This is a genomic window from Bacteroides sp. DH3716P (assembly GCF_025914115.1).
GTDB classification, from domain to species: Bacteria; Bacteroidota; Bacteroidia; order Bacteroidales; family Bacteroidaceae; genus Bacteroides; species Bacteroides ovatus.
Genome location: NZ_CP083673.1, coordinates 4,810,861 through 4,837,813 on the forward strand (window position 1 = coordinate 4,810,861; position 26,953 = coordinate 4,837,813).

General features: G+C 42.3%; 20 protein-coding genes and 1 pseudogene. 6 read left to right on the plus strand and 15 right to left on the minus strand.

Going from position 1 to position 26,953, the window contains the following annotated elements; genetic code table 11:
- Positions 1-71: 71 nt before the first annotated feature.
- The 7 genes from KQP79_RS18115 to KQP79_RS18145 all read right to left on the minus strand — a co-directional run bounded on the left by KQP79_RS18115 (position 72) and on the right by KQP79_RS18145 (position 10,343).
- A complete protein-coding gene (locus tag KQP79_RS18115) occupies positions 72-2,549 on the minus strand; it encodes a TonB-dependent receptor (RefSeq protein ID WP_004311233.1) in 2,478 nt (825 codons plus the stop codon).
- A 233-nt stretch (positions 2,550-2,782) separates the two neighbouring features.
- The gene (locus KQP79_RS18120) at positions 2,783-3,373 is read right to left on the minus strand and encodes a sugar O-acetyltransferase (protein WP_004300595.1); all 591 of its coding nucleotides are present in this window, start codon (positions 3,371-3,373) and stop codon (positions 2,783-2,785) included.
- A 20-nt stretch (positions 3,374-3,393) separates the two neighbouring features.
- Positions 3,394-3,939 (minus strand): DUF2500 family protein, encoded by a 546-nt coding sequence (locus KQP79_RS18125; protein ID WP_004311234.1) that lies wholly within the window; start codon positions 3,937-3,939, stop codon positions 3,394-3,396.
- A 702-nt stretch (positions 3,940-4,641) separates the two neighbouring features.
- A complete protein-coding gene (locus tag KQP79_RS18130; protein WP_004300610.1) occupies positions 4,642-7,062 on the minus strand; it encodes an ABC transporter permease in 2,421 nt (806 codons plus the stop codon).
- Entirely contained in the window at positions 7,059-7,775 is a 717-nt protein-coding gene (locus KQP79_RS18135; protein WP_004304173.1) for an ABC transporter ATP-binding protein, read from the minus strand. The genes KQP79_RS18130 and KQP79_RS18135 overlap by 4 nt, the downstream gene beginning before the upstream one ends.
- Positions 7,776-7,787: 12 nt before the next feature.
- Positions 7,788-9,035, minus strand: coding sequence for an efflux RND transporter periplasmic adaptor subunit (locus KQP79_RS18140; protein ID WP_004300612.1), 1,248 nt, complete (start codon positions 9,033-9,035; stop codon positions 7,788-7,790).
- 6 nt (positions 9,036-9,041) lie between these two features.
- On the minus strand, positions 9,042-10,343 hold the full coding sequence (locus tag KQP79_RS18145; protein ID WP_004311236.1) for a TolC family protein: 1,302 nt from the start codon (positions 10,341-10,343) through the stop codon (positions 9,042-9,044).
- Positions 10,344-10,669: 326 nt separating this feature from the next.
- On the opposite strand from KQP79_RS18145, the gene KQP79_RS18150 reads away from it, so the two are divergent.
- From KQP79_RS18150 to KQP79_RS18165, 4 genes are read left to right on the plus strand one after another with little or no spacing between them, the layout of a single operon-like run.
- Positions 10,670-12,034, plus strand: coding sequence for a sigma-54-dependent transcriptional regulator (locus tag KQP79_RS18150; RefSeq protein ID WP_004300616.1), 1,365 nt, complete (start codon positions 10,670-10,672; stop codon positions 12,032-12,034).
- A 5-nt stretch (positions 12,035-12,039) separates the two neighbouring features.
- On the plus strand, positions 12,040-13,293 hold the full coding sequence (locus KQP79_RS18155) for a sensor histidine kinase (protein ID WP_004300617.1): 1,254 nt from the start codon (positions 12,040-12,042) through the stop codon (positions 13,291-13,293).
- A gap of 57 nt (positions 13,294-13,350) precedes the next feature.
- On the plus strand, positions 13,351-14,376 hold the full coding sequence (locus KQP79_RS18160; RefSeq protein ID WP_004300618.1) for an AI-2E family transporter: 1,026 nt from the start codon (positions 13,351-13,353) through the stop codon (positions 14,374-14,376).
- A gap of 56 nt (positions 14,377-14,432) precedes the next feature.
- Positions 14,433-15,605 carry a glycosyltransferase gene (locus tag KQP79_RS18165; protein WP_004311239.1) on the plus strand — a complete coding sequence of 391 codons (1,173 nt, stop codon included), beginning with the start codon at positions 14,433-14,435 and terminating at the stop codon, positions 15,603-15,605.
- 30 nt (positions 15,606-15,635) lie between these two features.
- Here KQP79_RS18165 and rimI read toward each other — a convergent pair whose 3' ends face one another.
- The 4 genes from rimI to KQP79_RS18185 form a co-directional block, all read right to left on the minus strand.
- Positions 15,636-16,085, minus strand: a complete 450-nt coding sequence (gene rimI, locus KQP79_RS18170; RefSeq protein ID WP_004311240.1) for a ribosomal protein S18-alanine N-acetyltransferase — start codon at positions 16,083-16,085, stop codon at positions 15,636-15,638.
- A gap of 2 nt (positions 16,086-16,087) precedes the next feature.
- On the minus strand, positions 16,088-17,554 hold the full coding sequence (locus tag KQP79_RS18175; RefSeq protein WP_004311241.1) for a RimK family protein: 1,467 nt from the start codon (positions 17,552-17,554) through the stop codon (positions 16,088-16,090).
- Positions 17,555-17,684: 130 nt separating this feature from the next.
- Complete coding sequence (locus KQP79_RS18180) at positions 17,685-18,929, minus strand: ABC transporter permease (protein ID WP_004300622.1); 1,245 nt, start codon at positions 18,927-18,929, stop codon at positions 17,685-17,687.
- A gap of 82 nt (positions 18,930-19,011) precedes the next feature.
- Positions 19,012-20,211: a pyridoxal phosphate-dependent aminotransferase gene (locus KQP79_RS18185; RefSeq protein ID WP_004300623.1), complete on the minus strand. Its 1,200-nt coding sequence runs from the start codon at positions 20,209-20,211 to the stop codon at positions 19,012-19,014.
- A gap of 180 nt (positions 20,212-20,391) precedes the next feature.
- On the opposite strand from KQP79_RS18185, the gene KQP79_RS18190 reads away from it, so the two are divergent.
- Both KQP79_RS18190 and KQP79_RS18195 read left to right on the plus strand, forming a co-directional pair.
- On the plus strand, positions 20,392-21,627 hold the full coding sequence (locus KQP79_RS18190; RefSeq protein WP_004311242.1) for a hypothetical protein: 1,236 nt from the start codon (positions 20,392-20,394) through the stop codon (positions 21,625-21,627).
- A gap of 26 nt (positions 21,628-21,653) precedes the next feature.
- Positions 21,654-21,869 carry a hypothetical protein gene (locus tag KQP79_RS18195; protein WP_004304182.1) on the plus strand — a complete coding sequence of 72 codons (216 nt, stop codon included), beginning with the start codon at positions 21,654-21,656 and terminating at the stop codon, positions 21,867-21,869.
- A gap of 1 nt (position 21,870) precedes the next feature.
- Here the strand turns inward: KQP79_RS18195 and KQP79_RS18200 are convergent.
- From KQP79_RS18200 to KQP79_RS18215, 4 genes and pseudogenes are all read right to left on the minus strand, one after another.
- Positions 21,871-22,709, minus strand: a pseudogene (locus KQP79_RS18200) (histidinol-phosphatase).
- 111 nt (positions 22,710-22,820) lie between these two features.
- Positions 22,821-24,689 (minus strand): ABC-F family ATP-binding cassette domain-containing protein, encoded by a 1,869-nt coding sequence (locus tag KQP79_RS18205; RefSeq protein ID WP_004311243.1) that lies wholly within the window; start codon positions 24,687-24,689, stop codon positions 22,821-22,823.
- 1 nt (position 24,690) lies between these two features.
- On the minus strand, positions 24,691-25,491 hold the full coding sequence (locus tag KQP79_RS18210) for a DUF3805 domain-containing protein (RefSeq protein WP_004311244.1): 801 nt from the start codon (positions 25,489-25,491) through the stop codon (positions 24,691-24,693).
- A 59-nt stretch (positions 25,492-25,550) separates the two neighbouring features.
- On the minus strand, positions 25,551-26,744 hold the full coding sequence (locus KQP79_RS18215; protein ID WP_061447520.1) for a hypothetical protein: 1,194 nt from the start codon (positions 26,742-26,744) through the stop codon (positions 25,551-25,553).
- Between the last annotated feature and the right edge of the window lie 209 nt (positions 26,745-26,953).

Here is a 26,953-nt window from a genome sequence, read left to right on the forward strand (position 1 = left end):
ATCAGGGAAGATGTTTTATCTCCGGGGACGAAGATAAAACATTTTTCCGGTTGGACTTCTATATCGGTTATTTAAAATTCAAGTTTATAACTCACATTTGTCAATGTTGTAGAACCGTCACTAACATCAATTTTTCCAGTTTTCACATTATATTCATGTCCATAGTGTTCTTTCGCACCGGTAAAATTAAGTCCTTTCACTGCAAACTCATGAGAGACTTTCTTCTTGTTGATGCGGTAACTCACGGTATAGTTGCCGATAAGCATGGGAGAATACTGTTTAGAAAATGCTTTCGTTTCGTCATATTGCACCTCTTTATCAGGATGATTCATCGTTGCTTCCCTGTCAATCGGAGAATACCGGTCACCTCCTTGTAAGGTCAATTTCAGATTGATGCTAAGAATATTCTGTCTGTTACGTCCCAGCATCCATTCCTTTCCAATCAGTCCGTTGATGACATAATTCCGATTAAACTTCGTATTGTACCACACACCGTCTCCGCCCCGGTAGCGGGAATCGAAAAGAGAACCGGAAATCATGTAATAGAGCCCTTTTTCCAGGAAACGTTCTAAAGTGATGTCAATACCGATGTTGCGTCCTCTTCCTTTATTAACCAATGCGTCTTCCACATAGAAATCAGAACGGTTGAGTACGGAATAAGAGCTGTCAGCCATCACAGGCACATCATGGAGAAATTGGATATAAGGTTCTATTTTCAGATTCATGCGATCGGATATTTTGTATCCAAAAGATAACATGACGTGCTGCGCTTTGGTGAAATCGAGTTCCTTGTTGACGGATTTGTCTCCTGTACTTTTCGTTTTCACAAAATAGACGTCCATTTTCTCCATGCGACTGTACATACCATAAGCCAGTGCAAAAGTTGCTTTCGGAGTAGCTTGCCATTTCAAACCAATACGGGGTTCAACAGACCATTTATTATTCAGAGTCAGAAATTGCCCGTAAATACCGGCATTGAGCGTCCAGCGTTCCGTCAATCCTACAGAAGAACTATTGTAGGCAGATATCAGACTCGTATTACCTTTTCCTTGAGATACGGTTTCCAGTGATTCGGCTTCATAAGGAGCAATGGCAAGATTCATTTGATAGAACATGGCATTATACGTAAATCCTGTCTTATTAGTAAAACGGTTACTGAATTTACGGTTAAAAGTCGAAGTTAGTATTAAGTTAGTATGTTTTGAGTTAAGATCCATGTAGGGGGTGGATTCCAAAGAGTGGTTAAACATGGTTGCTCCACCGTCCAGTTGCGAATAAGTACCGGCAATAGTGGTTTTCAGTGATGCGTCATTGTTGAAGAAATAACGGTGGCTGATACCTCCGGCAGCCATATACTGTTTGTCTTTTGATTCGCTACGGTCGCTCATATATTCCCATTTATCCGTATTCTTTTCAAAATCACTGCCGAATTTATCAATCAGGCTGGTTCCCCAGACAGAGAATGTTCCTGCTTTCTGTGTCGGGAAATTCAGTTTGAAGTTCAAGTCCTGATAGTCCATCTTTCCGCCCTCCAAGTTCAGAAGTCCTGTTGTGGAATACCGATAATTGAAAATATAGGATGCTTTGTGCTTCTTGCTTAACGGTCCTTCGGAAGCTACATCAATTCCCATGATGCCCACTTGAAGCGTATTCTCATTCTTCTGGTTATTTCCATTACGCAATTTCATATCAAACACACCAGATACCGCATTTCCATATTCTGCCGGAAAAGCTCCGGTAAAAAAATCGGAATTACCCAATACCTGCGAACTAAGAGATGAAAGTATCCCTCCACCCAATGTGGCAATATCCGCAAAGTGATTCGGGTTCGGAATTTCAACGTCTTCCAATCGCCACTGCAACAGATGGGGAGCATTGCCATGAATGGATATTCCATTGGAAGATACACTGGGGGCCACTCCGGCAAAGGAAGATACCAAACGGGCAGGGTCGTCAAAACCTCCGGCATAGCGGCTCGCTTCTTCCACACTCAACATACGGGCTCCAGTAGTAGCCATCTTATTCATCGCTTCCTCTTTATTGGTCCTGGCACGAATCACTACTTCATTGAGTTCGTTTACACTTTCTTTCAAAGGAATTTCCAAATAAACCTCTTTGGCGGAAGTTACCAGTATCTCTCTGAAAATACCCGGTTCATATCCCATAAAGGCTGCCTCTACCGTATGCCGTCCAACAGGAACCTGTGGTATGCTGAAACGCCCGAGACTGTCTGTTATCGTACCTGTTCCCTCTTTTTCGGATAATCTCACCGTTGCATACGGTATCGGGTGTTTTGAATCCCCGTCAATAACCATTCCCCGGATTGTCTGTACCGGCCGACCTTTTCTCTGCGGTGTCTGACTAAAAGCCACTGCGGATACCAACAAAGCAACCAACAAAAGTATCCACCCGCCATAACGATGTGTTTTTCGGGTTAACTCTTCACCAAGAACTCTTTCAAAGGTTTTGAGTACTGTGCTGCATTCATCTGCGGAGATACCCGACTGAATAGATATTTTTTCTAATAATCTAGTTTTATTCATCTTCATGATTTTATTCTGTTTTTATTTCGTCACGAAGATAGAGTATAGAAGATTGCCGATTTTTGAAATGAGACGAATACATCCCGTTTGTAGACAAAACACAAAATTGGTAAGACGAAAAATCATCCGAACTATGGAATTTCACTTAAAGAAGAAGCTCTTTTTAAAAGACACATCACTTTCAGAACGATTTATATCCTCTAAAAGTGATGTGACTTTTTTTAATAGCACACGCCAACCTACCCTAAAAAGTCGGTCTTATCTTTATCCGTGATCTCCCGAATTACTTTACATGGCACTCCTGCAGCGATTACATTTTCCGGCACATCCTTAGTCACTACACTTCCTGCTCCGATTACCGAATTTCTCCCAATGGTAACACCACCCATAATATGAACGCCTGCACCAATCCAGACATTATCCTCTATTACAATCGGATGTGCATAGCAACCTCCCATAATGCGTTCCCGGGCATCAAGTGCATGATTTGCTGTGTACAATCCCACACGTGGTCCCAACAATACATTATCCCCTATTGTAATAAGATTCCCATCCAACATGATGCAATCAAAATTAGCAAAGAAGTTGTTTCCTATAGTGATATTAAATCCAAACTCACACCGGAAATTGGGTTCGAAGTGAACATTCTCCCCAATGCCTTTCAACAAATTGCGTAATAATGCTTCACGAACCTCTTTGGGTTTTCCATAAGTAGAGTTATAATCATTAGTCAGAAAAACGACTTGTTCTCTTCTCTGAACCAGTTCTGTAGACAAATCATTATACATAGTCCCCGACAACATTCTTTCATACAATTCTCTATTTTCCATATCTATATCATAATGATTGATTAAAGTCCTTTTGTAATCACCGGTAATCCGAAAAAGCCTTTTTGTAAAGTCAGTATCTTCGATGCACCTGCCTTGGCCTTATTATAAGTGGAAAGTGACACATGCAGCTCTTCCACAGCTCCATTCTCAAAAGCTACCTGCAGATAGTATTCCTTACGTATGCCATCCGAAACATAACGATGCCTGCCTACTCTACGGGTCTTCTTATGTGTTTCCACATATTTTTTCTGTACCATCACTGTTTCTTCGTGTGTGGAAGCAGGATCGGCAAACCAATAATTACCGCCAAGAAACAAGACATAACTGATGGCACCGATGCAAGCCAGATGACACAAACAATTAATTACTTTACCATCCACGGTTGTCAGCCATATCCATTTCTTATAGAATGGGATAGTAACAAGAGCAATCAAAAGCGCCATTCCAAGAGGTATCCACCAGGCAGTCAGTGTATCTTCGTAGATAACATATCCAATGCCACACGAAGCAATAAATATCAGAAGCATCAAAAAGCGAAGTATCCTAATAAATAGAGTTTTCATCATATTTATACTTTTATGCGCAAATATAAAGATAAGCAATTAAAGATACAGCCAAAATCACATATAAAAATCAAGGTTATATCTTGTACCTTTTTTCTTTGTGGAAATAAAAAAACGAACATTTAAGCTAGTTTCACGACTTAATTAAAGTACATGTCTTGTTCCTCGGTGAGAAACACATCGTTGCACACCGAGAAACGGGTCGTTCCTTTTAAAGGAACGGGGCTTTGGTTTTAAACCAAAATACAAGTCATATAATCAATTAAATATCAACAATTTACCAAATCACCATTTCAACTAATAAGCATATTGGAATTTTATTGACAACTCACGATAGGATGAGAATAATAGAATAACAGAAAGGATAGAAAAATTCATTTTAAACATAGTGACGGTATCCACTTATGATAGTGACGGTATATTCGTGGGATAGGGTAACCATCCCGACCGGATAGTGACGCTATATTTTTGCTTGGGAAAAAGCATAAAAAAAGGCTATCTATCCCAGACAGCCAATCTTTTGTTAACCTTAAATCTAATACTATGAAAAACACATTGCAAAGATACGGACTTTCTGCATATCTCCAAATTTTCAGGCTCAAGTAGCGTATCTTATAACATGGTTTAATAGAAGTAACAGTTTCGTTAACATTTAACATAAATCCATCGGATATTAACGAATATCCGATGGAGTAGATTCAGAGATTACTCATATCGTAATGAACGAGCAGGTTTGCTCATTATTATTTTCATTGTCTGGAAAGCCACTGTCACAAATGAAATGAACAACATCAGCAATACAGGTACTATAAAGAACCACGCTTTGAGATCGGTACGGAAAGCATAATGGCTTAACCAGGCATTCATACTAAACCAAGCTACCGGAAGAGCTATAACAACTGCAATCAAAATCAACTGGAAAAATCCTTTGACCAACTGATAGAAAAGATTCCAGCGGGAAGCTCCCAACACTTTACGTATTCCCATCTCTTTGGTGCGGGTGGAACAGGAAAACATGACTAATACCCAAAGTCCGAGACAGGAAATAAAGATTGCCAATCCGGTGAACGAACCGATCATCGCTCCGAAAACCTCGTCTTGCCGATATTGGTGGTCGAAGAACTGATCGAGGAAGAAATAATCAAAGCTGGAATCCGCAAAATACTGATTCCAGATCTCTTGCACTTGAGATACCAGTTCACGGGGATTTCCGGAAGCCATCACAACAGAGATATAACGCTGGGGCAACCAATCAATTTTATCTTTATGAATCAGCATGATAGGTGTATAGTTCTTGCTCAACGCCTGCTGATGATAATCTTTCACCACTCCGATAATCTGCATCGGCGCATCAGTACATTCCACTGTTACCAACTCGCCTATCGCCTCATCATTGGAAGCAAATCCCAGATTACGTACAGCTGTTTCATTAATCACCAGTTTATCGACATCATCACCATATTCTTCGGAGAAACTTCTTCCGGCTACTATCTGCAAACCGTATGCATCCGCATAATCAGGATCACAAGCCAGCATCTCATAAAGACGGTTCTGCTTCAAAGCGTCATTGGTGCGACGATTGGAAAGGAATGTGGCCACTTCTTCGCCCGGCACGGCACCGGAAAAAGTAACCCGATGGACCAGAGGAAGACGCGCGATTGCTTTTTTCATTGCTTCCAACTTGATATTCTGCCCCTCTGTATGTCCCGGAAACTTAACCACTAATGTCTGGCTGGTTTTCACTCCCAAAGATTGATTGCGCATAAAATTCAGCTGTGCAAAAACAATCAATGTAACACAAAGTAAAATCATGGAAGCTGTATACTGGACAACCACCAGTACCTGACGGGTTCGGTCGCCTGACTTGCTATGCAAAAACTTCCCTTTCAACAAGGTTATAGGTTTGCGATTCAACAAAGCCAATGCCGGATAATACCCGGAAATAAATATTCCGGCTATAAAAACGAGAACCAGCAAAATCCACCAGTAATCCATGAACCAGACAGAAAACGTAACTGTACGTCCTACCAATTGGTTGAAATGTGGAAGAACCAGTTCTATTAATCCCACAGCTAATATGAAAGCTATCAGATTCATAACCAAGGCCTCAAACAGGAATTGATAAATCAACTGTTGGCGGAAAGCTCCCACTACCCTGCGCACTCCCACTTCTTTAGCACGCTCCATCGAACGTGCTACGGTCAGATTGATATAGTTAATCCAGGCAATAACCAGAATAGCGACAGCCGCAAAAATCAGGGCGATCATAGCAGAACGATTTCCTTTGGTTTCCGTCTCATAGCCTATCTGTGGGGTGAGATGTATATCTGCCAAGGGAATTAAAGACACGCCCCACGTCTTATTTTTCAGTGCTTCCTCTGTCTTGTATTTCTCCGCCATCACAGGAAATTCTTTTTCTATCTCCGCTTTTCTTTCCGGTGAATCGAGCAAAACATACGTATAGGCTTCATGCTTATACCAGTATTCCTGCATATATTGAGGCAGAGAGGCATAGGAAATCAGAAAATTATAATGAATGTGTGAGTTGGAGGGCATTTCTTTCATGACTCCGGTCACTTCGCACGATACTTTATCATACGTTCCGGTAAAGATCAGAATTTTGCCGATAGGGTCTTCATCTTTGAAATACTTACGGGCAATACGTTCGGTGATTACCACTTGCCGGGGCATGGAGAGACAAGTCTTTTTATCCCCTTTCAGAAGTTCGAAATCAAAAAGACGGAAGAAGCCCGGATCGGCATAGGCTATCTGATTCTCCCGTAATGTCAGTTCGCCATATTTCACAATCTGCTCCGGTTGGAGATGGGTAGCGATACGGGTATAATCTTCGATTCCGGCAAGATTCTCTTTCATGGCCGAGGCATATCCGAAAGAGCTGGTCGCCCAGTAATCGGTCAGGACTTCCCCTTCATGAAAAGTACTTTGCACCCGATAGATATGGGCATATTTCGTGTGCATTTTATCAAAGCTGAACTCAAAAGTGACATAGGTTAGCATCAGTAATGCCGATGCCATTCCGATTGCCAATCCAAAGATATTGATGAAACTGAACTTCTTCCGCTTCATCAGATTCCGATAGGCACTATTCCAGTAATTCCCTATCATACGGTTTCGTTTTTAGATGACGTTTTCTTTTCCAGCGGACGGTTGATGTTTTCGGCTACAATCTGTCCGTCCAATAGTTGGATGACCCGGTGTGCATACTTCGCATCCCGCTGTGAGTGGGTGACGATAATGATTGTGGTTCCCTGACGGTTGAGTTCGCTCAACAGTTCCATCACTTCGATGCCATTCACCGAATCCAGATTTCCGGTAGGTTCATCGGCCAGCAGTAGTTTACATTCGGTCACTACGGCACGGGCAATGGCTACACGCTGTTGCTGTCCGCCGGATAACTGCTGGGGATAATGATTCGCACGATGTAACAGGTTGACTTTTTCGAGCACTTTATTGACTCGTTCTTTCCGTTGGAGAGTCTTCATACCCAGATAGACAAGTGGCAGTTCCACATTCTCATACACGGTCAGTTCGTCAATCAGGTTGAAACTCTGAAAGATAAAGCCCAGATTACCTTTCCGCAAAGCAGTCAACTGGTTTTCAGTCATTTTATCGACTTGCTTCCCCTCAAAAAAGTAAGAACCGGAAGTCGGAGAATCCAATGTACCGAGAATATTCAGCAAGGTGGATTTGCCGCATCCTGACGGTCCCATTATCGCTACAAATTCTCCTTGTTCCACCTGTAAGGTGACATCATTCAATGCTTTTGTCTGCACCTCTTCTGTGGTGAAAAGCATAGATAGTTTTTCTGTTTTAATCATAATAATTATTCATTATTTTAGTATTAGTTTCTCATTGTCTCCAAATAATTCATACCCGGATATGATTACTTTCTCACCCGGAGACAAACCGTCTGTCACCTCGTAATACAGTGGATTCTGCCGTCCTATCTTCACAGGGCGCCGCGTGGCAAATGTACCACTTTCATCGACAACGTACATCCATCGGCCCCCGGTAATTTGAAAGAATCCGCCACGGGGAACCAGAATAGCTTGTGCCGGATCACCCAATTGCAGGTTTATGTGATAAGTCTGTCCGGCACGGATATTCTCCGGTCGTTCGGATATAAAATTGAGGTCTGTACGAAACTGACCGTCTTTCACTTCAGGATAAGGTTTAGTCACTTCCAGTTTATAGGTTCCTCCGTCACGGGTAAAGTCGGCAGGAAGTCCGGGAAGTACCCGTTCTACGTAGTGCTCGTCTATCTGTGCCTGTACTTTAAGGTCGGAAGTGATGATTTGCCCGATATGTTCGCCGGCAGAAATAGATTGCCCGATTTGCGCATTCAGGTTTCCTACCTGTCCGTCAATCGGAGCTTTCACTTTCAGGTTTTCCAAACGCTCACGAACCAATGCCAAGCTCCGTTTCATATTACGTATATTCTCGTCAAGACTGCCTATCTGACTTTCCCGAAAAATATGATCCTGCCGGATACGTTCGTCAATAACAGCCAGTTGCTCTTTGGCTGCTATATATTCTTCCTCTGCCTGGCGATAGTCTTCACGTGCTATCAGTTGTTCGTTTACCAAACGTTTATACTGCTCATAACGGCGTTGCTTCCCGATAAGCTCTTTATTCAGGCCGATACGTTCTTGTTTCAGTTGCAGTCGTTCCTGCTCCATACTAATCCGGGTATTACGCAACTCGTTTTCCTGATAAGCAAGATCGGCTTCACTCTGCATGATACCGATATTGAGCAATGGGTTGCTAAGACGCAGAATCACATCACCGGCCTTTACCATAGCTCCCTCTTCTTTCAGGCGCTCTTCCACACGACCGCCCTCGATGGCATCCATATAGATAATCCGGCTAGGCATGACCTGACCAATCACACGGATATAATCACTGAACTCGGCCTGCTCGACAGTAGCAATTGTCAGCCGGTCTTTCTCCACTGCCATAGAAGAAGCTGTATCTCTGAAAATAAAATAGGCAATCACAGCAAGTCCGAGCATTACCCCACCGACCCAATAAAGACGTTTGCGATTGATGCCGGGTTTTCGTTCAATAAGTGTATCCATAATGGTTTATAAAAAAGTTCCTTGTCGATAATATTTTTCTAGTTTCATCATCATTTCTATTTGCAAGCGTACACGAACCAGTTCTGCTTTGGCAGCAATAAACCGGTTACGGGCTTCCATCAGTTGAAAGACGGAAATCAATCCCTCTTCCCATTTCCGTTCGGATTCTTTCAGTACCAGTGTTTCAGCGTCAAGTTGTGATAATGCCTGCTGATGTTCACTATATCCGGTGTGAAGAGAAAGGAGTGTTTGCTCAATATCCGTATATAATTGTTGTTTTTCAAGTTCTTCTTCGTTTGTGAGCCGATACATATTCAATTTCAGCTTGCGCTGATTGGTCAAACGTTGCAAACCGCTTAGCAGGGGAAAGGAGATGCCAACACCCACATATTTTCCTATATTATCACGCAATTGTCTGGCCGAGAAAGCTGTATTATAATAATTGGAACCGACGGTGAAACGAGCAAAGACAGAGGGTGAGAAAGCTCCTCCCGCTATCGCATACTCTTTATGAGCTGCTTTTTGTTTCAAATCAATCATACGTATGGAGGGCAATATTTCGATAGATTGTGCGTATAGAGTTTCCACAGTCGAAACAGAATATGGTGGTAATTGGGATGCTGTAATCGTATCCAGAATAGCGAGTGTGTCGCCCGGCTGGATATTCATTAATTGTTTCAGATGTAATAAAGCGATCCGACTGCTATTTTCGCGCGACTGATAACGATAAATATCTCCCTCCCGGCGTGCTTTCACCTCCTGTAAATCGGAAGCTGATTTCAATCCCAGTTCCACGAAGACCTCTGTCTGTTTCAAATACCTTTCGCTCAACCGGCTTTGTTCCAAAGCAAGATCGAGCAATTTTCTCTCCAGAATCAGTTTGTAATAAGCATCCGTCACCTGATAGGCCAGTTCATTCTGTTTCTCTTTCAGCTCCCATTCACTACGTTCTTTGTTCATTTTCCGGAAACGCACCTGATTGATACGCGAAAAGCCTTCAAATAAGGAAAGTGTCATATCGAGTCCCACCGTTCCCTCTTCAAAAGATTCACTGGTATACCCATTGGTGTCAGGATCCAGCGAACGTCCGAATCGTTTGCCTGTTTCCGCATTAACCACTATGTGCGGCAGGAAAGCACCGACAGAAGCTATATAATCCGCTTTCGTTTCCTTTATGCCGATAACTCCGTTACGTACAGCCGGATTCTGTTTATAAGCCAAACGAATGCAATCGTCCAAACTCATAGCGGATTGGGCTAGCAGGAAAACCGGCACTGAAAGCAATAGTAGTAAAAGAAATCTTTTCATCCTTTATAATATATGATTGTGTGATAGCAGGATGATAAAAGCAAATGCAATGCCACAAATCATAAATAATTGATTATAAAACAAATAGAAATTACATAATTCTTCCACCGTCCAAAAATTAAACGCCCTAACGTCCAATAATTGGACATTACCGAGAGAATCCCTCTATTCTACCCCATTCTAACTCGTTCTGACTCATTCCAGCATAAACTTTGTATGAAAACGTCTAATTATTGGACACTCCCTTGCAAAGAAAATCAAAAACAGATACCTTTACCCGAAAACTTAAAAGGAACATTCAACGGACAGAGCCCCCAATCTTGCGTATGGAAACAGGAACGATTTTAATTGTAGACGACAATAAGAGTGTATTAGCCTCACTGGAGTTATTACTCGAGAATGTGTTCAGCACAGTCCGCACAGCTGCCAATCCTAATCAAATCACGACCATCTTATCTACCACTCCGATTGATATTGTGATTCTGGATATGAACTTTTCAGCAGGAATCAACAATGGTAACGAGGGACTGTACTGGCTGAAACATATCCATGAAATCCGCCCTTCACTGCCCGTTATTATGCTAACCGCCTACGGTGATGTAGAATTAGCCGTTAAAGCACTGAAGAATGGTGCAACAGATTTTCTACTAAAACCATGGGATAACCACATACTGATACAGAAAATAAAGGAAGCCTATCAAAACAATCGTCCAACCCATCATAAAAACTCTCCCAAATCAACCCAGAAAGCATCCGGTGATGAAAATCTGAATAAGTCAGAAATGTTGATCGGTCATTCCCCTGCAATGCTACAGCTAATTAAGGTAGTTACTAAAGTCGCCAAAACCGATGCCAATATCCTGATAACCGGAGAAAACGGAACAGGAAAAGAGATGTTAGCCAGGGAAATACATCGCTTATCTTCACGAAACACCCGTCAGTTACTTAGTGTCGATATGGGGGCTATCAGCGAATCGCTCTTTGAGAGTGAACTCTTCGGACACGAACGTGGAGCGTTTACTGATGCTTATGAAAGCCGTCCGGGTAAATTCGAAGCCGCCAATGGTGGTTCGCTTTTTATGGATGAAATCGGAAATCTCCCTCTTGCATTGCAGGCCAAACTACTGACTGTACTACAAAACCGAAATATCACCCGAATCGGAAGCAACAAAGTGATTCCCGTTGATATCCGACTCATCTCCGCCACCAACAAAGACATACCGGAGATGATTAAAGAAGGTTTGTTCCGCGAAGACTTATTCTATCGCATCAATACCATCCATCTGGAAATTCCCCCTTTGAGAGAACGGGGAGATGATCTATTATTATTCATCGATGCTTTTCTTCATCGCTTCGCTTCCAAATATCAACGACCGGAAATGCGAATGCATGAGCAAACGATTGAAAAGCTACGCTCCTATCATTGGCCGGGCAATATCCGGGAACTGCAACACACCATCGAAAAGGCGGTTATTTTATGCGAAAGCAACGTGATACGTCCTAAAGATATTCTGGTGAAACAGACTTGGAAACCACAGACAGTCCAAGCGGTGCCCAATCTGGAAGAAGTGGAACGACAAGCCATCGAGACGGCCATCTTGCAAAATAATGGAAACCTGACTGCTGCGGCCGAACAACTTGGTATCAGCCGACAAACGCTCTACAATAAACTGAAACGATTTAAGCCCTAAGCCGTATGCTATTCAGCCGACATATATATTGGACCACATTAGGACATATCCTATTTATTCTTGCTACCGCAGGAACAGGTCTATGGCTCATTATTTCCCAACAAGGAGTGGTAATAGGGATATTACTGGTTATCTGCTCCTTGTTTCAGATTGGAAGATTAGTGAATAAGCTAAACTCTTTCAACCAAAAATTACGCCTTTTCTTCGATGCGATAGAAGACAAAGACAATATGCTCTATTTCCCCGAAAACAATGTCAGCCGGGAACAGGAAATGCTGAATCGTTCACTCAACCGTATCAATGCCCTGCTCATCCGAACTCAAGCTGAATATTCAAAGCAGGAACATTTCTACCGTTCGCTATTGGAAGAAGTCCCTAGCGGTGTGTTGGCATGGGATTCTTCCGGAAAAATAATGATGGCCAACAGTGCCGCACTGACTTTATTGGGATGCCAGCAACTAGCCCAATACGACCAACTGAAACCTATCCTGCAGGAAAAAGAGAAGAAAGAACGACTTAGTCTGTCTCAAAACCAGATGAAATTACAGAACGAAACTATTACCATCTTATCCATCAAGGATATCAGCAATGAACTGAATGATAAAGAGAGTGAATCATGGAACAAGCTAAGCCACGTGCTTACCCACGAAATCATGAATACCATTGCTCCCATCATCTCCCTGTCGCAAACATTATCCGCATATCCGGACAACAGCGAAAAAACACTTCGCGGACTTCATATCATCCAGGCACAAAGTGAACGCCTGCTGGAATTTACCGAATCTTTCCGTCGTCTCTCCTATCTGCCCCAACCGGAAAGGAAACGGTTTTCACTAACAGCCCTCCTGCAAAATCTGCAAGAACTCCTGTCTACCGATTTTCAGGAAAATCAGATTCATTTCACACTTACCTGTCAGCCGGAATTCATCGACATGGATGGAGACGAGAACCAGCTATCCCAAGTCCTGCTCAATCTCCTTAGAAACTCCATTCAGGCGTTAGACGGAAGAACAGACGGAGCAATCGAAATTTATGCATATCGGGACGAGCATATATCTATCGACGTCACAGACAATGGTCCCGGTATCCCCGATGAACTGCAGGAAAAAATATTCATTCCGTTCTTCACCACCAAATCCGAAGGAACCGGTATCGGATTAAGTCTCTGCCGACAAATCATCCGTAACCACAACGGTCATTTGTCTATTTTGGAAAGCCGTCCCGGTAAAACAATTTTTCATATCGACATTTCACTGTAAAACAAACCTTTCACGGTCTTCGAGTGTTTATTATCATATAAACGAATTTTACACGATATGAGCACCAAAGAACAATACTGGAAATATTCCCTCATTGTCATCATCCTGTTTATGGGAGTCATCATCTTCCGCCAAATCACTCCTTTCCTGGGGGGATTGCTGGGAGCACTCACCATCTACATTCTTGTACGCGGACAGATGAATCATCTGGTAGAAAAACGAAAGCTGAAACGAAGCATCAGCGCACTGTTGATTACCGCAGAAACGATTTTCGTCTTTCTTATCCCTTTGGGATTGACTGTCTGGATGGTGGCAAACAAGTTACAGGATATCAATCTGGATCCACAGACCTATATTGCACCTATTCAACAGGTAGCAGAATTCATCAAAGAGAAAACAGGATACGATGTATTGGGAAAAGATACGCTGTCATTCATCATGTCCATACTTCCCCGTATCGGACAAATTATAATGGAAAGCATCAGCAGCCTTGCCATCAACCTGTTCGTCATGATCTTTGTGCTTTATTTCATGCTGATTGGAGGAAAAAAGATGGAAGCTTATGTCAATGACATTCTGCCATTTAATGAAACCAATACGCAGGAAGTCATTCACGAAATCAATATGATTGTCCGTTCCAATGCTATCGGTATTCCCTTACTGGCTATCATCCAGGGAGGCGTGGCTATGATAGGCTATCTGCTTTTCGGAGCACCGAACATACTGATGCTGGGATTCCTGACCTGCTTTGCAACCATCATTCCGATGGTAGGTACGGCATTGGTATGGTTTCCTGTAGCCGCTTATCTTGCCATCAGCGGAGACTGGTTCAACGCCATCGGGCTTTTTGGCTATGGGGCTATCGTCGTATCGCAATCGGACAATCTCATCCGGTTCATCCTTCAAAAGAAGATGGCGGATACGCATCCGCTTATCACTATTTTTGGAGTAGTCATCGGTCTGCCGATATTCGGGTTTATGGGAGTCATCTTCGGTCCGTTGCTGCTTTCATTATTCTTTCTTTTTGTGGATATGTTCAAGAAAGAATATCTCGACTTGCGAAATAACCTCCCATCGAGATGACGAAACTACCGAAAAATTGTGTACTTTTGCGGCTGTAAAAACGACACTAAAATTTGATGGAAACATTTACATTCAATACTGTCGAACTGATTCTTTTATCGGTGGCAGGTATTCTTTTTATCATCCAGCTCATTTATTATTTCGGCCTGTACAATCGAATACATGTCCACAATAAAGCTGTAGGCAAAGAAGAGGTGCATTTCATACGAGAACTGCCTCCACTTTCCGTGATTCTCCGTGCACGCAATGAGGCTGAAAATCTTCGTAAAATTCTACCTGCCATTCTGGAACAGGACTATCCACAATTTGAAGTGATTGTCATCAATGATGCTTCCACAGATGATACCGAGGATATACTGGGAGTGATGGAAGAAAAATATCCTCATCTTTATCATAGTTTTACGCCCGAAAGTGCACGCTATATCAGTCATAAGAAACTGGCTCTAACGTTAGGCATCAAAGCCAGCAAACATGACTGGCTCGTATTTACGGAAACAAACTGTATGCCCGCCAGCAACCAGTGGCTAAAACTGATGGCACGTAATTTCACTCCGCAGACCCAAATTGTGTTGGGATATAGCGGATACGACCGCACAAAGGGATGGTTGCACAAACGTACTGCATTCGATACTTTGTTCCAGTCTTTGCGCTATCTGGGATTCGCGCTAGCCGGAAAACCTTATATCGGTATCGGACGCAACCTGGCTTACCGGAAAGAACTATTCTTTCAACAGAAAGGTTTCTCCAAATACCTGAATCTGCAACGTGGAGAAGATGATTTATTCATTAATGAACTAGCTACCTCCGCCAACACCCGTGTTGAAACAGACTTCAACGCTACCACACGGATACAGCCCGTATATCGCTACAAAGATTGGAAAGAAGAAAAGGTTAGTTATATGGCTACTGCCAGATTCTACCACGGAATACAGCGTTACCTCCTGGGATTTGAGACATTCTCCCGTTTGTTATTCTATATTGCCTGTATAGCAGGTATCGTATTCGGGATACTTAATTTCCACTGGCTAGTAGCAGGCATCGCATTCCTGATGTGGTTACTGCGCTTTACAGTACAAGCTGTCATTATCAACCGCACGGCAAAAGAAATGGGTGGAGGACGAAAATACTATTTCTCGTTACCTGTTTTCGACCTTATCCAACCTGTACAGTCATTGAAGTTCAAACTCTGCCGTTTCTTCCGGGGAAAAGGAGATTTCATGAGAAGATAAACCGGATTTCGTGAGAAGACAGACTTATTGTTAAATCAATCGCTGCATATAAATAGCATCCGAACCATCGTGATAATAGCATGGCTTTATTCCTGTTGGAATAAAGCCATTTTTCATATATAGCCCGATAGCGGAAGTATTGGTCACTTTCACTTCAAGCGTAATCTTTGCAGCCTTACATTCACCGGCCGTCTGAATCGTCTGGTCCATCAATACCTGCCCCAGTCCTCTTCCTCTATAATCCGGATGAACAGCTATCGAATAGATTCTTAAATAGCGAGTTCCCCCATGAAATAACAGGGAGACATAAGCGATCACCCTATCCGCCTCCATCATCACATAGAAAGTTCCTTTCGAACGGCTTATCAGATAGGCAAACTGCTCTATTGAAAAACTGTCTTCCCGGAAACACTCCCACTCTATTTCCAAAATAGCGGGAATGTCTGCCTGCTGTGCTTTACGGACGATTATCGGCTCCATAATCAATAATGTTTTGTTTCTAGCACTTGTTCAAAGTGATTCAACAAGCGGTAATACATTTCATCACCGATAATGGCATCTTCCAGTCCATGATCGATACTCGGATTATCATTGATTTCAATTACATAAGCCTTATCATCCACCATTTTCAGATCGACTCCATACAACCCTTTTCCTATCAGATTGGCAGCCTTTACAGCTGTATCCAATACCACACGAGGCACCTGATAAATAGGAATCGTATCTACCAATCCACAACGGCTTCTGCCCGAATCATAGTGACAGTAAATTTGCCAATGTCCTTTCGCCATATAATATTTGCAGGCATAGAGCGGTACACCGTTCAATAGACCGACACGCCAGTCAAACTCCGTTGGAGTAAATGCCTGTGCCAACAAGATAGCCGATTTTTCAAACAGTATCTTCAGACTGGCTTGCAGTTCTTCTTCGTTCGACACCTTTTTCATACCAATGGAATAAGAGCCATCCGGTATTTTCAGGATAAAAGGAGCGCCCACCTGTTCGCTTATCTGTTCGAACGAATGATGGCTGGATTGAAAAATCAATGTAGACTTGGGAGCAGATATCTTTTCCTTCTCAAAAAGTTCTTTCAGATACACTTTGTTCGTACACCGGATGATAGACAACGGATCGTCAATGACAGCCATTCCGTTTTGTGCAGCCAACTGTGACAAATGGAATGTATAATGATTGAGCGAAGTTGTAGTACGAATAAACAAGGCATCAAATTCGAGCAAACGGATAGCATCATCTTCGGTTATCATCTCCACATGGATGTTCATTTTCTTAGCTACCTCAGTCAATTTGTGCAGAGCACCTTTATTGCTGGGAGGAAATTTCTCCTGTGGATCGACCAATACAGCGAGACTGTAACGGGAAGCCTTTGCCGACTTCGGTGCACGCCATATTTTCTTGTTAAAGTTATCCAGCGTATTGGCAAAGAAATCCTGCTCTGCATCATTAAGCTGATTCAGGGGAAGAAAATGAATGCCCTCGATCTGATTTCTGGGATGAGTATTCAAAGCCACTCTTAACAATGGGCAAGGGTAATTCTCGAAAATAAAACGCGCAATCCGTTCCAGACCTTTTTCCCGGCATTTGCCAAAGTAAATATTCAGGTACCAGATATCATCCTTGATGTCATTCTTCTGTATCCATTGATAACAAAGGGCTTGCAGACTACGGTCCATCCGCACCCCCGTTCCAACCTCCATTTTGTTGATGATATCAACATCCGGAATGACTTTCTGTCCTCTCGTTTGGGCTAGCAGCGAACAGTAATACCCTTCAGAGTTATAGCTGTAATCATTGCTAAGATTAATAACTAACTTCCGGTCTTTCTCCACCGGCTTGTTTTTTAGATAGTCGGAAACAGTCAGGACACTACTTGTCTCATAATACGGTTTCCAGTCATCCAGATTATCCAACAGGATTAACACATTATTCATAATGGTTAAAAATTAAACCTACAAGAGGATATTAAGTAAATTGGGCGCAAATATAGACATATTATTCACTCCACATCACGCAATAGACCAAATTATTTTTGCAGTAAAAATCAGATAGGAAAAAAGAGGATTATTCGTATCTCATGGAGCTTGCCGGATTGATCTTAGTGATAAGAAATGAAGGACCAATCAACATCAATACAGATGCACACAAAGTGCCCAAATTAATCAAGATAAAAAGTAAAACATTAAAAGAAACTGGAACAGTATCTACATAATAAGTCGCCGGATCAAGTTTAAAGAATCCGAATTGAGACTGAAGGATACAGAATGCCAAGCCAATGGCATTGCCCCAAAACATTCCTTTGCCAATCAAAAAGACTGCAAACCAAAGAAAGGTTCTGCGAATCGTGAAATTATTGGCTCCCAATGCTTTTAAAATCCCAATCATATTGGTACGTTCGATGATAATAATCAATAAACCGGAAATCATGGTGAAGCCAGCAACTCCTATCATCAAAATCAGAATCACCCATACGTTCAAATCCAATAAATCAAGCCAAGCAAAGATTTGAGGATTCAGTTGTTCGATGTTACGCACATAATACACACCTCCCAACTCATCTTGCCTGTTGTCAATATCAGTTGCGATCTCATAGGTTATATCTTCCAGTCTATCATAATCTTTCACCTGTAATTCCACACCGGTCACCTGTTCCGGTTGCCAACCGTTCAAACGATTCACCAGATTAAGATCCGTCAGTAAAAAGAGGTTGTCGTATTCGGAGAAATTCGTCTGATAAATTCCGGCAATCGTCAGGCGACGAGCGCGAATATCATCCTGTATATAATAGGTATATATCTTATCTCCCAGTTTCAACTTCATTTTAGTTGCCAACGCTTTCGAGATAAGTACTTGATTGGTAGAAACTGAATCACTGAAAACAGGAATCTCCCCTTCTACCAAATACTCTTTTATAAAATGGGGGTCAAACTCCGGACCTACACCTTTCAACACCATTCCTTGAAAAGCGTCATCGGTCTTAATCATACCCGGTTTGGTAGAGAAACGCTGCACATGGCTTATCTCCGGATAATCAGCAAGAGCAGTCATCATACTGTCTCCTACCACAATGGGATGGGTTTCGTAAGAACTGACCGCATCCAAATTAGTTATCTGGATATGCGACCCGAATCCTATAACTTTATTTCTCACTTCACTTTTAAACCCGATGACTACCGCCACTGCAATAATCATTACGGCCAAACCAATAGCAATACCCGCCATGGCAATGAGGACCGCAGGACGTGACACCTGCTTTCCGCCATCGCTTTCACGATAGATACGCCGGGCTATGAAAAGTGATAAAGACATTTGTTTAAGTATTAGGTATTAAGTATTAAGTGTAGCAGCAACAAACACCCCAGAAACTACGGTTAATACTTAATACTAGAATTTATTCCGTTCTTCCCGGATACACTTCCAAAGCCTTCTGCAAGACAAAAAGTGCACGGGTTAAATCTTCTTTTTTCAATACGTAAGCAATACGAACCTCGTTGATTCCAGATCCCGGAGTGGTATAGAAACCGGAAGCCGGAGCCATGAATACAGTCTGACCTTCATACTCAAAATCAGAAAGACACCATGCGCAGAACTTATCGGAGTCATCTACCGGAAGTTTGGCCACTGTATAGAAAGCTCCCATCGGAATGGGCGAATAAACGCCGGGAATACGGTTCAAACCGTCAATCAAACATTTACGACGTTCTACATACTCATCATACGTTTCGCGTGAATATTCTTCCGGAGCATCCAAAGAAGCTTCTGCAGCAATCTGTCCAATCAACGGAGGACTCAAACGAGCCTGACAGAACTTCATAACAGCATCGCGTATCTCCTTGTTTTTGGTAATCAACGCACCAATGCGGATACCACATTCGGAATATCGTTTGGATACCGAATCAATCAGTACCACATTATTTTCAATACCTTCCAGATGGCAGGCAGAAATATAAGGAGAACCGGTATATATGAACTCACGATATACTTCATCAGAGAAAAGGAATAAATCGTACTTCTTTACCAAGTCACGAATCTGATTCATTTCACGACGTGTATACAAATAACCGGTAGGATTGTTTGGGTTACAAATAAGAATCGCTTTCGTACGTTCATTAATCAGTTCTTCAAACTTCTCTACTTTCGGAAGAGAAAAACCTTCTTCAATGGTCGTAGCAATAGTACGAATCTTAGCCCCGGCAGAGATTGCAAATGCCATATAGTTAGCGTATGCAGGTTCCGGAACGATAATTTCATCTCCCGGATTCAGGCAGGAAAGGAAGGAAAAAAGCACGGCTTCCGAACCTCCTGATGTAATGATTATATCGTCTGCTGTAAGGTTGATATTGAACTTTGCATAATATCCCACTAATTTTTCGCGATAGCTACGATAACCTGCACTGGGGCTATATTCCAGCACTTTACGATCAATATTGCGTATCGCGTCAATCGCGGCCTGAGGAGTGGGCAGATCAGGCTGTCCGATGTTCAGGTGAAACACATGGACTCCGCGTTGCTTGGCAGCGTCTGCCAAAGGAGCCAGTTTTCTGATAGGAGATGCAGGCATCTCGTTTCCGCGAATGGATATGGTTGGCATAATTTTAACTACAAATTACTAATTACTATTTACTTTTTCTACTTGGAGCTGCAAATGTACGCAATAATTTGAATACAGAGACATAAAAACTTTAAAAACCTTAGCAAGGTTAAAATCGTTATGGTAAATTGAAAAGAAAGCTATACATTTGTCATACGGAAAACTTAAAACAATATCATAATGACCATACACCTTATCTCATTCGCTTCAATACTTCACAAACAAGTCTCGCTACGTAGCTCGCACGAAGCTATTTTGAGCGAGATTGAAAAATATTATACTGTAAAGTTCGTCGACCATCAAGATATGGACAAACTTAGTAGTGACGATTTCAAAATCATTTTCGTCGCTACCGGTGGGGTGGAAAGACTGGTCATACAGCATTTCGAAAACCTCCCTCGCCCCGCCATTTTACTGGCAGACGGCATGCAGAATTCTCTTGCTGCCGCACTGGAAATTTCCACCTGGTTACGGGGACGCGGAATGAAAAGTGAAATTCTGCACGGTGAATTACCGGCTATCATCTTACGTATCCATACACTTTATAATAATTTCCAGGCACAACGTTCCTTGTTCGGCAAACGTATCGGAGTCATTGGAAGTCCTTCTTCCTGGTTAGTTGCCAGTAACGTAGACTACTTGTTGGCAAAACGTCGTTGGGGAATCGAATATGTAGATATTCCATTGGAACGGATTTATGAACAATTTAAACACATTACGGATGACCAAGTCGGAGCATCATGCGCAGCTGTAGCATCACAAGCTCTTGCCTGCCGCGAAGGAACTCCCGAAGATTTAATCAAAGCGATGCGATTATACCGGGCAATCAAAAAGGTCTGTCAGGAAGAAAATCTGGAAGCGCTGACATTAAGCTGCTTTAAACTGATTGAACAAATCGACACTACCGGATGCGTGGCATTATCTTTATTGAATGATGACGGGATAATAGCAGGTTGTGAAGGAGATCTTCAATCTGTATTTACGCTATTAGCAGTTAAAGCACTTACGGGTAAAGACGGATTTATGGCAAATCCTTCCATGATTAATTCCCGTACGAATGAACTGATATTGGCACATTGCACCGTAGGTCTCAAACAAACGGAGAGATATATTATCCGCAATCACTTTGAAACAGAAAAAGGAATTGCCATACAAGGGCTACTTCCGACGGGGGATGTAACGATCATAAAATGTGGCGGTGAATGTCTGGATGAATATTACTTGTCTACAGGAACATTGACTGAAAATACTAATTATATTAATATGTGCCGTACACAAGTGCGCATCCGCATGAATACTCCGGCCGAATACTTCTTAAAGAATCCACTGGGAAATCATCATATTATGCTTCATGGTAACTATGAAGATACGTTGAACGAGTTTTTCCAGGCAAATGCTTGCAAGAGGATGGAATAAAGGCATCTATAAAAAACGAAAGATTTATGATAGGAGAAATTACATGTGCTATAAATAGAGTTGAAGAGCAAATAGAGCAGCTCTTTGACGAAAAAGAGGAGTTTATCATGGCCTATGAAGATGCGCTACCTAGAACTATGTATCTGAAGAAGTTGACTGAAATTGATTCACGAATAGACGAGCTAAAGAAAACGTTGATTTCGTTGAATGAAGAGAAACAAGAGATCCTGGATATGGAATAACTTATCCTATGGGAATATCTTCCCATTTCCCCCCATGCCATTCTACCACCGAAGTAAAACCTGCTTTCTTCAAAGCGGCTAACCCTTCGAAGCGGGCATTGTTTATTCTTTCAGGGTAGTGCGCATCACTATTCACCTGTACCCGAATACCCAATTCTTTCAGGAAAGGGAAATAACGTTCATTCGGATAGAATGTACCCAGCCATGATAAGACTTGGTATTGATTTCCACCATATAACCACGTGCGGCAATCACCGCGAAGTAATCGCGGACCAACGTGTCATACCATGCTTCATCAAGCAAACCCGGACGATAACAGGAAGCGTTATAATGCATCTTGTCAGCATGGCCGACAATATCAAATCCTCCCAGCTCTACCATACGGAGCAGGTTCTTATAATAAAGGTGGACAACAGAATCCAAGTCACCATCGAAGTGCCTGTCTACCAATTGACGGAAAAGATCTGCCGGGGTATCAATATCTACGATTTTCCCTTCTGGAGAATACAACATATGCACAGAACCTATCCGGTAGTCAAGTGGTAGTTTTTGAAAACAAGGCAAAGAGGGATTGTTTTCTTCATTCAGGTAGTCAATTTCGAGACCGATGGCAAGCTCTATCTTACCTGCATATTTCTTTTTCAGACGAGAGAATTCGGAAAGGTAATCTTCCATTCTATCCCACTCCATCGTCCATGCGGTAGAAAATGATAGTGGAGCATGAGAAGAAATGCCATAAGAAGTAAACCCTTCGCTGATAGCAAAACGAATAAAATCGTCCATATTGGCTCGTCCGTCGCAATACAGGCAGTGGCTATGATAATTGGTTAGGTTTGTCATACTAGGTTATATTGTCTGGGGGTATATTATCATTATTTGGTTATCCGGGAATATAATAAACTATACTTGTGCCATCGAAGTGGCACAAAGGTGCCAATATAGTGGCACGAATCAGCCTTCTATTTCGCTAAGTTCCAACCAACGCATTGTCTTTTCGTCAATCATATCATTGACTTCGGGCAAACGTTTTGACTTTTCAGTCAATTCGTCAACGGAAAGTGTGCCGCTACAAAGAAGTTCCTCAATTTGTGTTTTTTCAGCTTCCAGTTCGGCGATTTCTTTTTCCAGTTGCTCGAATTCACGCTTTTCCTTGAAGCTCATCTTACGTTTGTCGTTCAGGCGGACACGGGCGGTCTTTTCTTCCTGCGGCTTCTCCGCTTCTTTCTCTTTTTGTTCTTTCGCCTCTTTCCAGTCACGATAATCACTATAATTTCCGGGGAAGTCACGGATATCTCCCTGCCCGTTGAATACCATCAGGTGATCTACTACTTTATCCATAAAGTAACGGTCATGGGAAACGACAATCACACAGCCTTTGAAGTTTTGGAGATATTCTTCGAGCACATTCAGCGTGATAATATCGAGGTCATTGGTAGGCTCGTCCAATACTAGAAAGTTAGGATTACGCATCAGGATGGTACAAAGGTAAAGACGGCGACGCTCTCCCCCACTCAATTTATAGACATAGCTATGCTGGGTTTCAGGAGTAAACAGGAAATGCTGCAGAAATTGAGAAGCAGTCAGCTTCTTTCCATTGCCCAATTCGATGACTTCGGCAATATCCTGTATCACATCAATCACTTTCATCTGTTCGTCAAACTGAAGTCCGTCCTGCGAATAATAACCGAAACGAACTGTTTCGCCAATATCCACTGTTCCGCTATCAGGCTTGACTTGTCCCATCAATATCTTGATAAAAGTAGATTTTCCGGTTCCGTTATTTCCTACAATTCCCATCTTCTCATAACGAGAGAAGATATAAGAGAAATCATCCAGAATCTTCAGATCTCCGAAACTCTTGAAAAGATGGTCGGCTTCGAATATCTTGCTTCCGATATACGATGCTTTCACTTCCAGCTTTACATTATCAGTATTAAAACGCTGCTTCGCAACCTTTTCCAATTCGTAGAAAGCATCTTCCCGGTAACGAGCCTTATGTCCGCGTGCCTGCGGCATCCGGCGCATCCAGTCGAGTTCTGTACGATACAGATTATTGGCACGCTCTATTTCCACGCTCTTAGATTCAATACGTTCCTGACGCTTTTCGAGATAATAGCTGTAGTTACCTTTATATTGGTAGATTTGTTGATTGTCTATTTCGATAATCTCGGAGCAAACACGATCAAGGAAGTAACGGTCGTGAGTCACCATCAGCAGGCTAAGGTTGGTACGACGCAGGTAATCTTCCAACCATTCGGTCATATCCAAGTCCAGATGGTTGGTCGGCTCATCAAGGATTAACAGGTCCGGTTCGGTAATCAAAGCATTTGCCAAAGCAACACGCTTCAGCTGTCCGCCGGACAGTTGCTTCACTTTCTGATCGAAATTACGGATTTTAAGTTGTGAAAGGATTTGCTTGGCTTTCTGTTCATACTCCCAAGCTTTCTCCTGATCCATACGTGCCAAGAGGTTTTCCAATCCCGGATGACCTTCGGTTTCCATGCAGCGTTCGTACTCCTTTATCAATTCCACCGTGCTGTTACCATGATGGAAACAGGCTTCGAGCACTGTCAGTTCTTCGGGATATTGCGGATCCTGTTCCAGGTAATCCACCCGAAGATCACGACGAAAAACAATATTACCGCTATCATAACCTTCCTTTCCGGCAATGATATTCAGTAAGGTAGTCTTTCCACTACCGTTCTTTGCTATTAATCCTACCCGCTGACCTTCGGCAATGCCCAAAGATACATTTTCAAAAAGAACCAAGTCACCGAAAGACTTGGTCAGGTTATCTATCTGTAAATAAGGTACTGCCATTTTAATCCAAACACTTCTTATATTCTTCTATTACATTGCAAGGCTCTCCCGCCTTTACTTTACTCCAAACGAGCTTCATCGGGTCGATGGTCCGATCTTTATATTGGAGAACAGGAGCTTCCCGGTTGCCGTCAATCAACGTTTTCCATTCCATGCCATCCACTTCATTTGCCAGAATTGCACAAACAGTGATACCAATAGCCAACCATTCCTCTTTCTTTTTCAAACCAATCTTACCGCTGTCAATCACTTGTTGAAGTTTCTCCAAGTCCTCTTCTATTCCTTGAAAATCCTTTTTCAGTTCCTGCTTCACAGTAGATACCACCCATTCATATCCCTCATTAATCAAATAAATTTCAGAAAGACGTACAGGAATCAATTCAGCAGGATACTTCTGCCCTTCTTTACGTACCTCCAAAGTAGCGATTACATCTTCCGCCTCCTTCACAACTCCACCTTTAGGCACGGTGAAAGAACATTCAAAAGCAATATCGTCAACGCCTGTAATCCACAAATGGGAAGTATAATAAGTTCCCTCCTCCTGAAACATTTCTTTACTATACGCACATTCCCACGTTCCGACTTTCACCAATGAAGCCGAATCGTTCTCTTTCAGTTCCTGCCGGATGGCATCTTTGCCATAACCGGCTTTTCCTTTAAATGCGGATATACGAAAATTCCCCGTCCATACATCGGGATTATAGAAAAGAAAAGAGCCTTCGCCATCTTCAAACTCATTCCAGTCTGATGGATAGTTCATAGAAAACCATGCTCCGGGAGAGATAAATTTCTTGCCTTGCATCCTTTTACTTTAAAATGATTACTTGGCAAAAGTACGAATTAAATACGAATTACAAAACATCATTTCCCTATTGGCTGTATTTTCCTCCGCACATCTTTAGAAATCTCCAGAAACATATAATTCAATTTCCCGGAATGAATACCTTCTTCGTTCTCCTTATACTTCTTATTAGCATATTGCTTCGATTTCTCGAAAGTCAATAGCGACATTTCATTCTGCGACTTGCCTACCATTGTGGAGTCCAGCTGTTCATCCGGGAAAAAGTCATCCAGATCGACATCACCAATCATTGTTGTTTCTAGGAAGTTCTTATCAGTATGTGAATTATCGGTATAATACCCCACAAACATGTGTCCCGGCGTACGTACCAGAATAGGATCGATATTTATAGCCCGAAGCAGTGATGCAAACAGTACGCTACCGTCCACACAATTAATCTGCGAAGATTCCAGTGCATCATCAAACGTACGAACCCGCTGCGAGAAAACAACATTACTCGAAAGGCTGGTGTTGGAAACAGAACTGTAACGGAATTTGCGTTTCTGCAATATATTCCAGAGAGCATACACCTGCTTGTCCACCGCCCCTTTAGCCTTACTCTGATAGCCTAAGAAGCGATTGACAATACGAGTATTCAGTGCTTCGCGAAGCAACTGGTCAATCATAGGATTCTCTTCATTGACATAGGCAGCAAAGAAAATACTTGTATCATGGAATTTGGTTCCATTCGATACATACCCCAACAGACATTCATTGATACTGCGCACAGAGAATGTACGCACCCGTTGCCCCAGATCTTTTCCATTCATCTCGACAGTAATAGCCACACTTACCGGTTCTGCCTGCACCTCATTTTTCAGAGCTTCATAGTTCCAGATGATATCAGGATAAATCGTATATTCCGTTCGAGGCTTGTTTAGTACAAATTCCGACACCGAACGGGAGAAAAAAGGCGTTTCAGCCACTTCAATCCGTACCCGGCTATAGGCTGTCTTCGACTTCACCCGAACAGCAATACACGATTTCGGATTCCCCAAATAATTAGAATCCAACGGAACAATCACCTGCGCATCAGTAGTGGCAACAGACAAAATCGCTGAAGGAAATATATTTCCGCCCAGATCATCCACAATTTCAAAACCGGAATTGAATGAAGTATATTTAAACACAGACATACCGCCAAGGAGAATTAACAGTACCACCACCGATCCTATTATTTCCTTCCGATGCCGTTTTAAGTCAATTTTTATCATTATTTGTAGTTTCTATAATCAAACGTTTCTATTGTATCTCGCTAACAAAGATAACAAATAGTGAGCGGTTTTTCCTCTTACAATCAACAAAAACTTCCATATTCCTCATCAATTCTCGGAATTCCCGGAATGTAACACGATTGTAACGTCTGTTTCATCTGCCCGTAACAAAGTCTCCTCATCTTTGCAAAGGATAAAATAAAAACGTA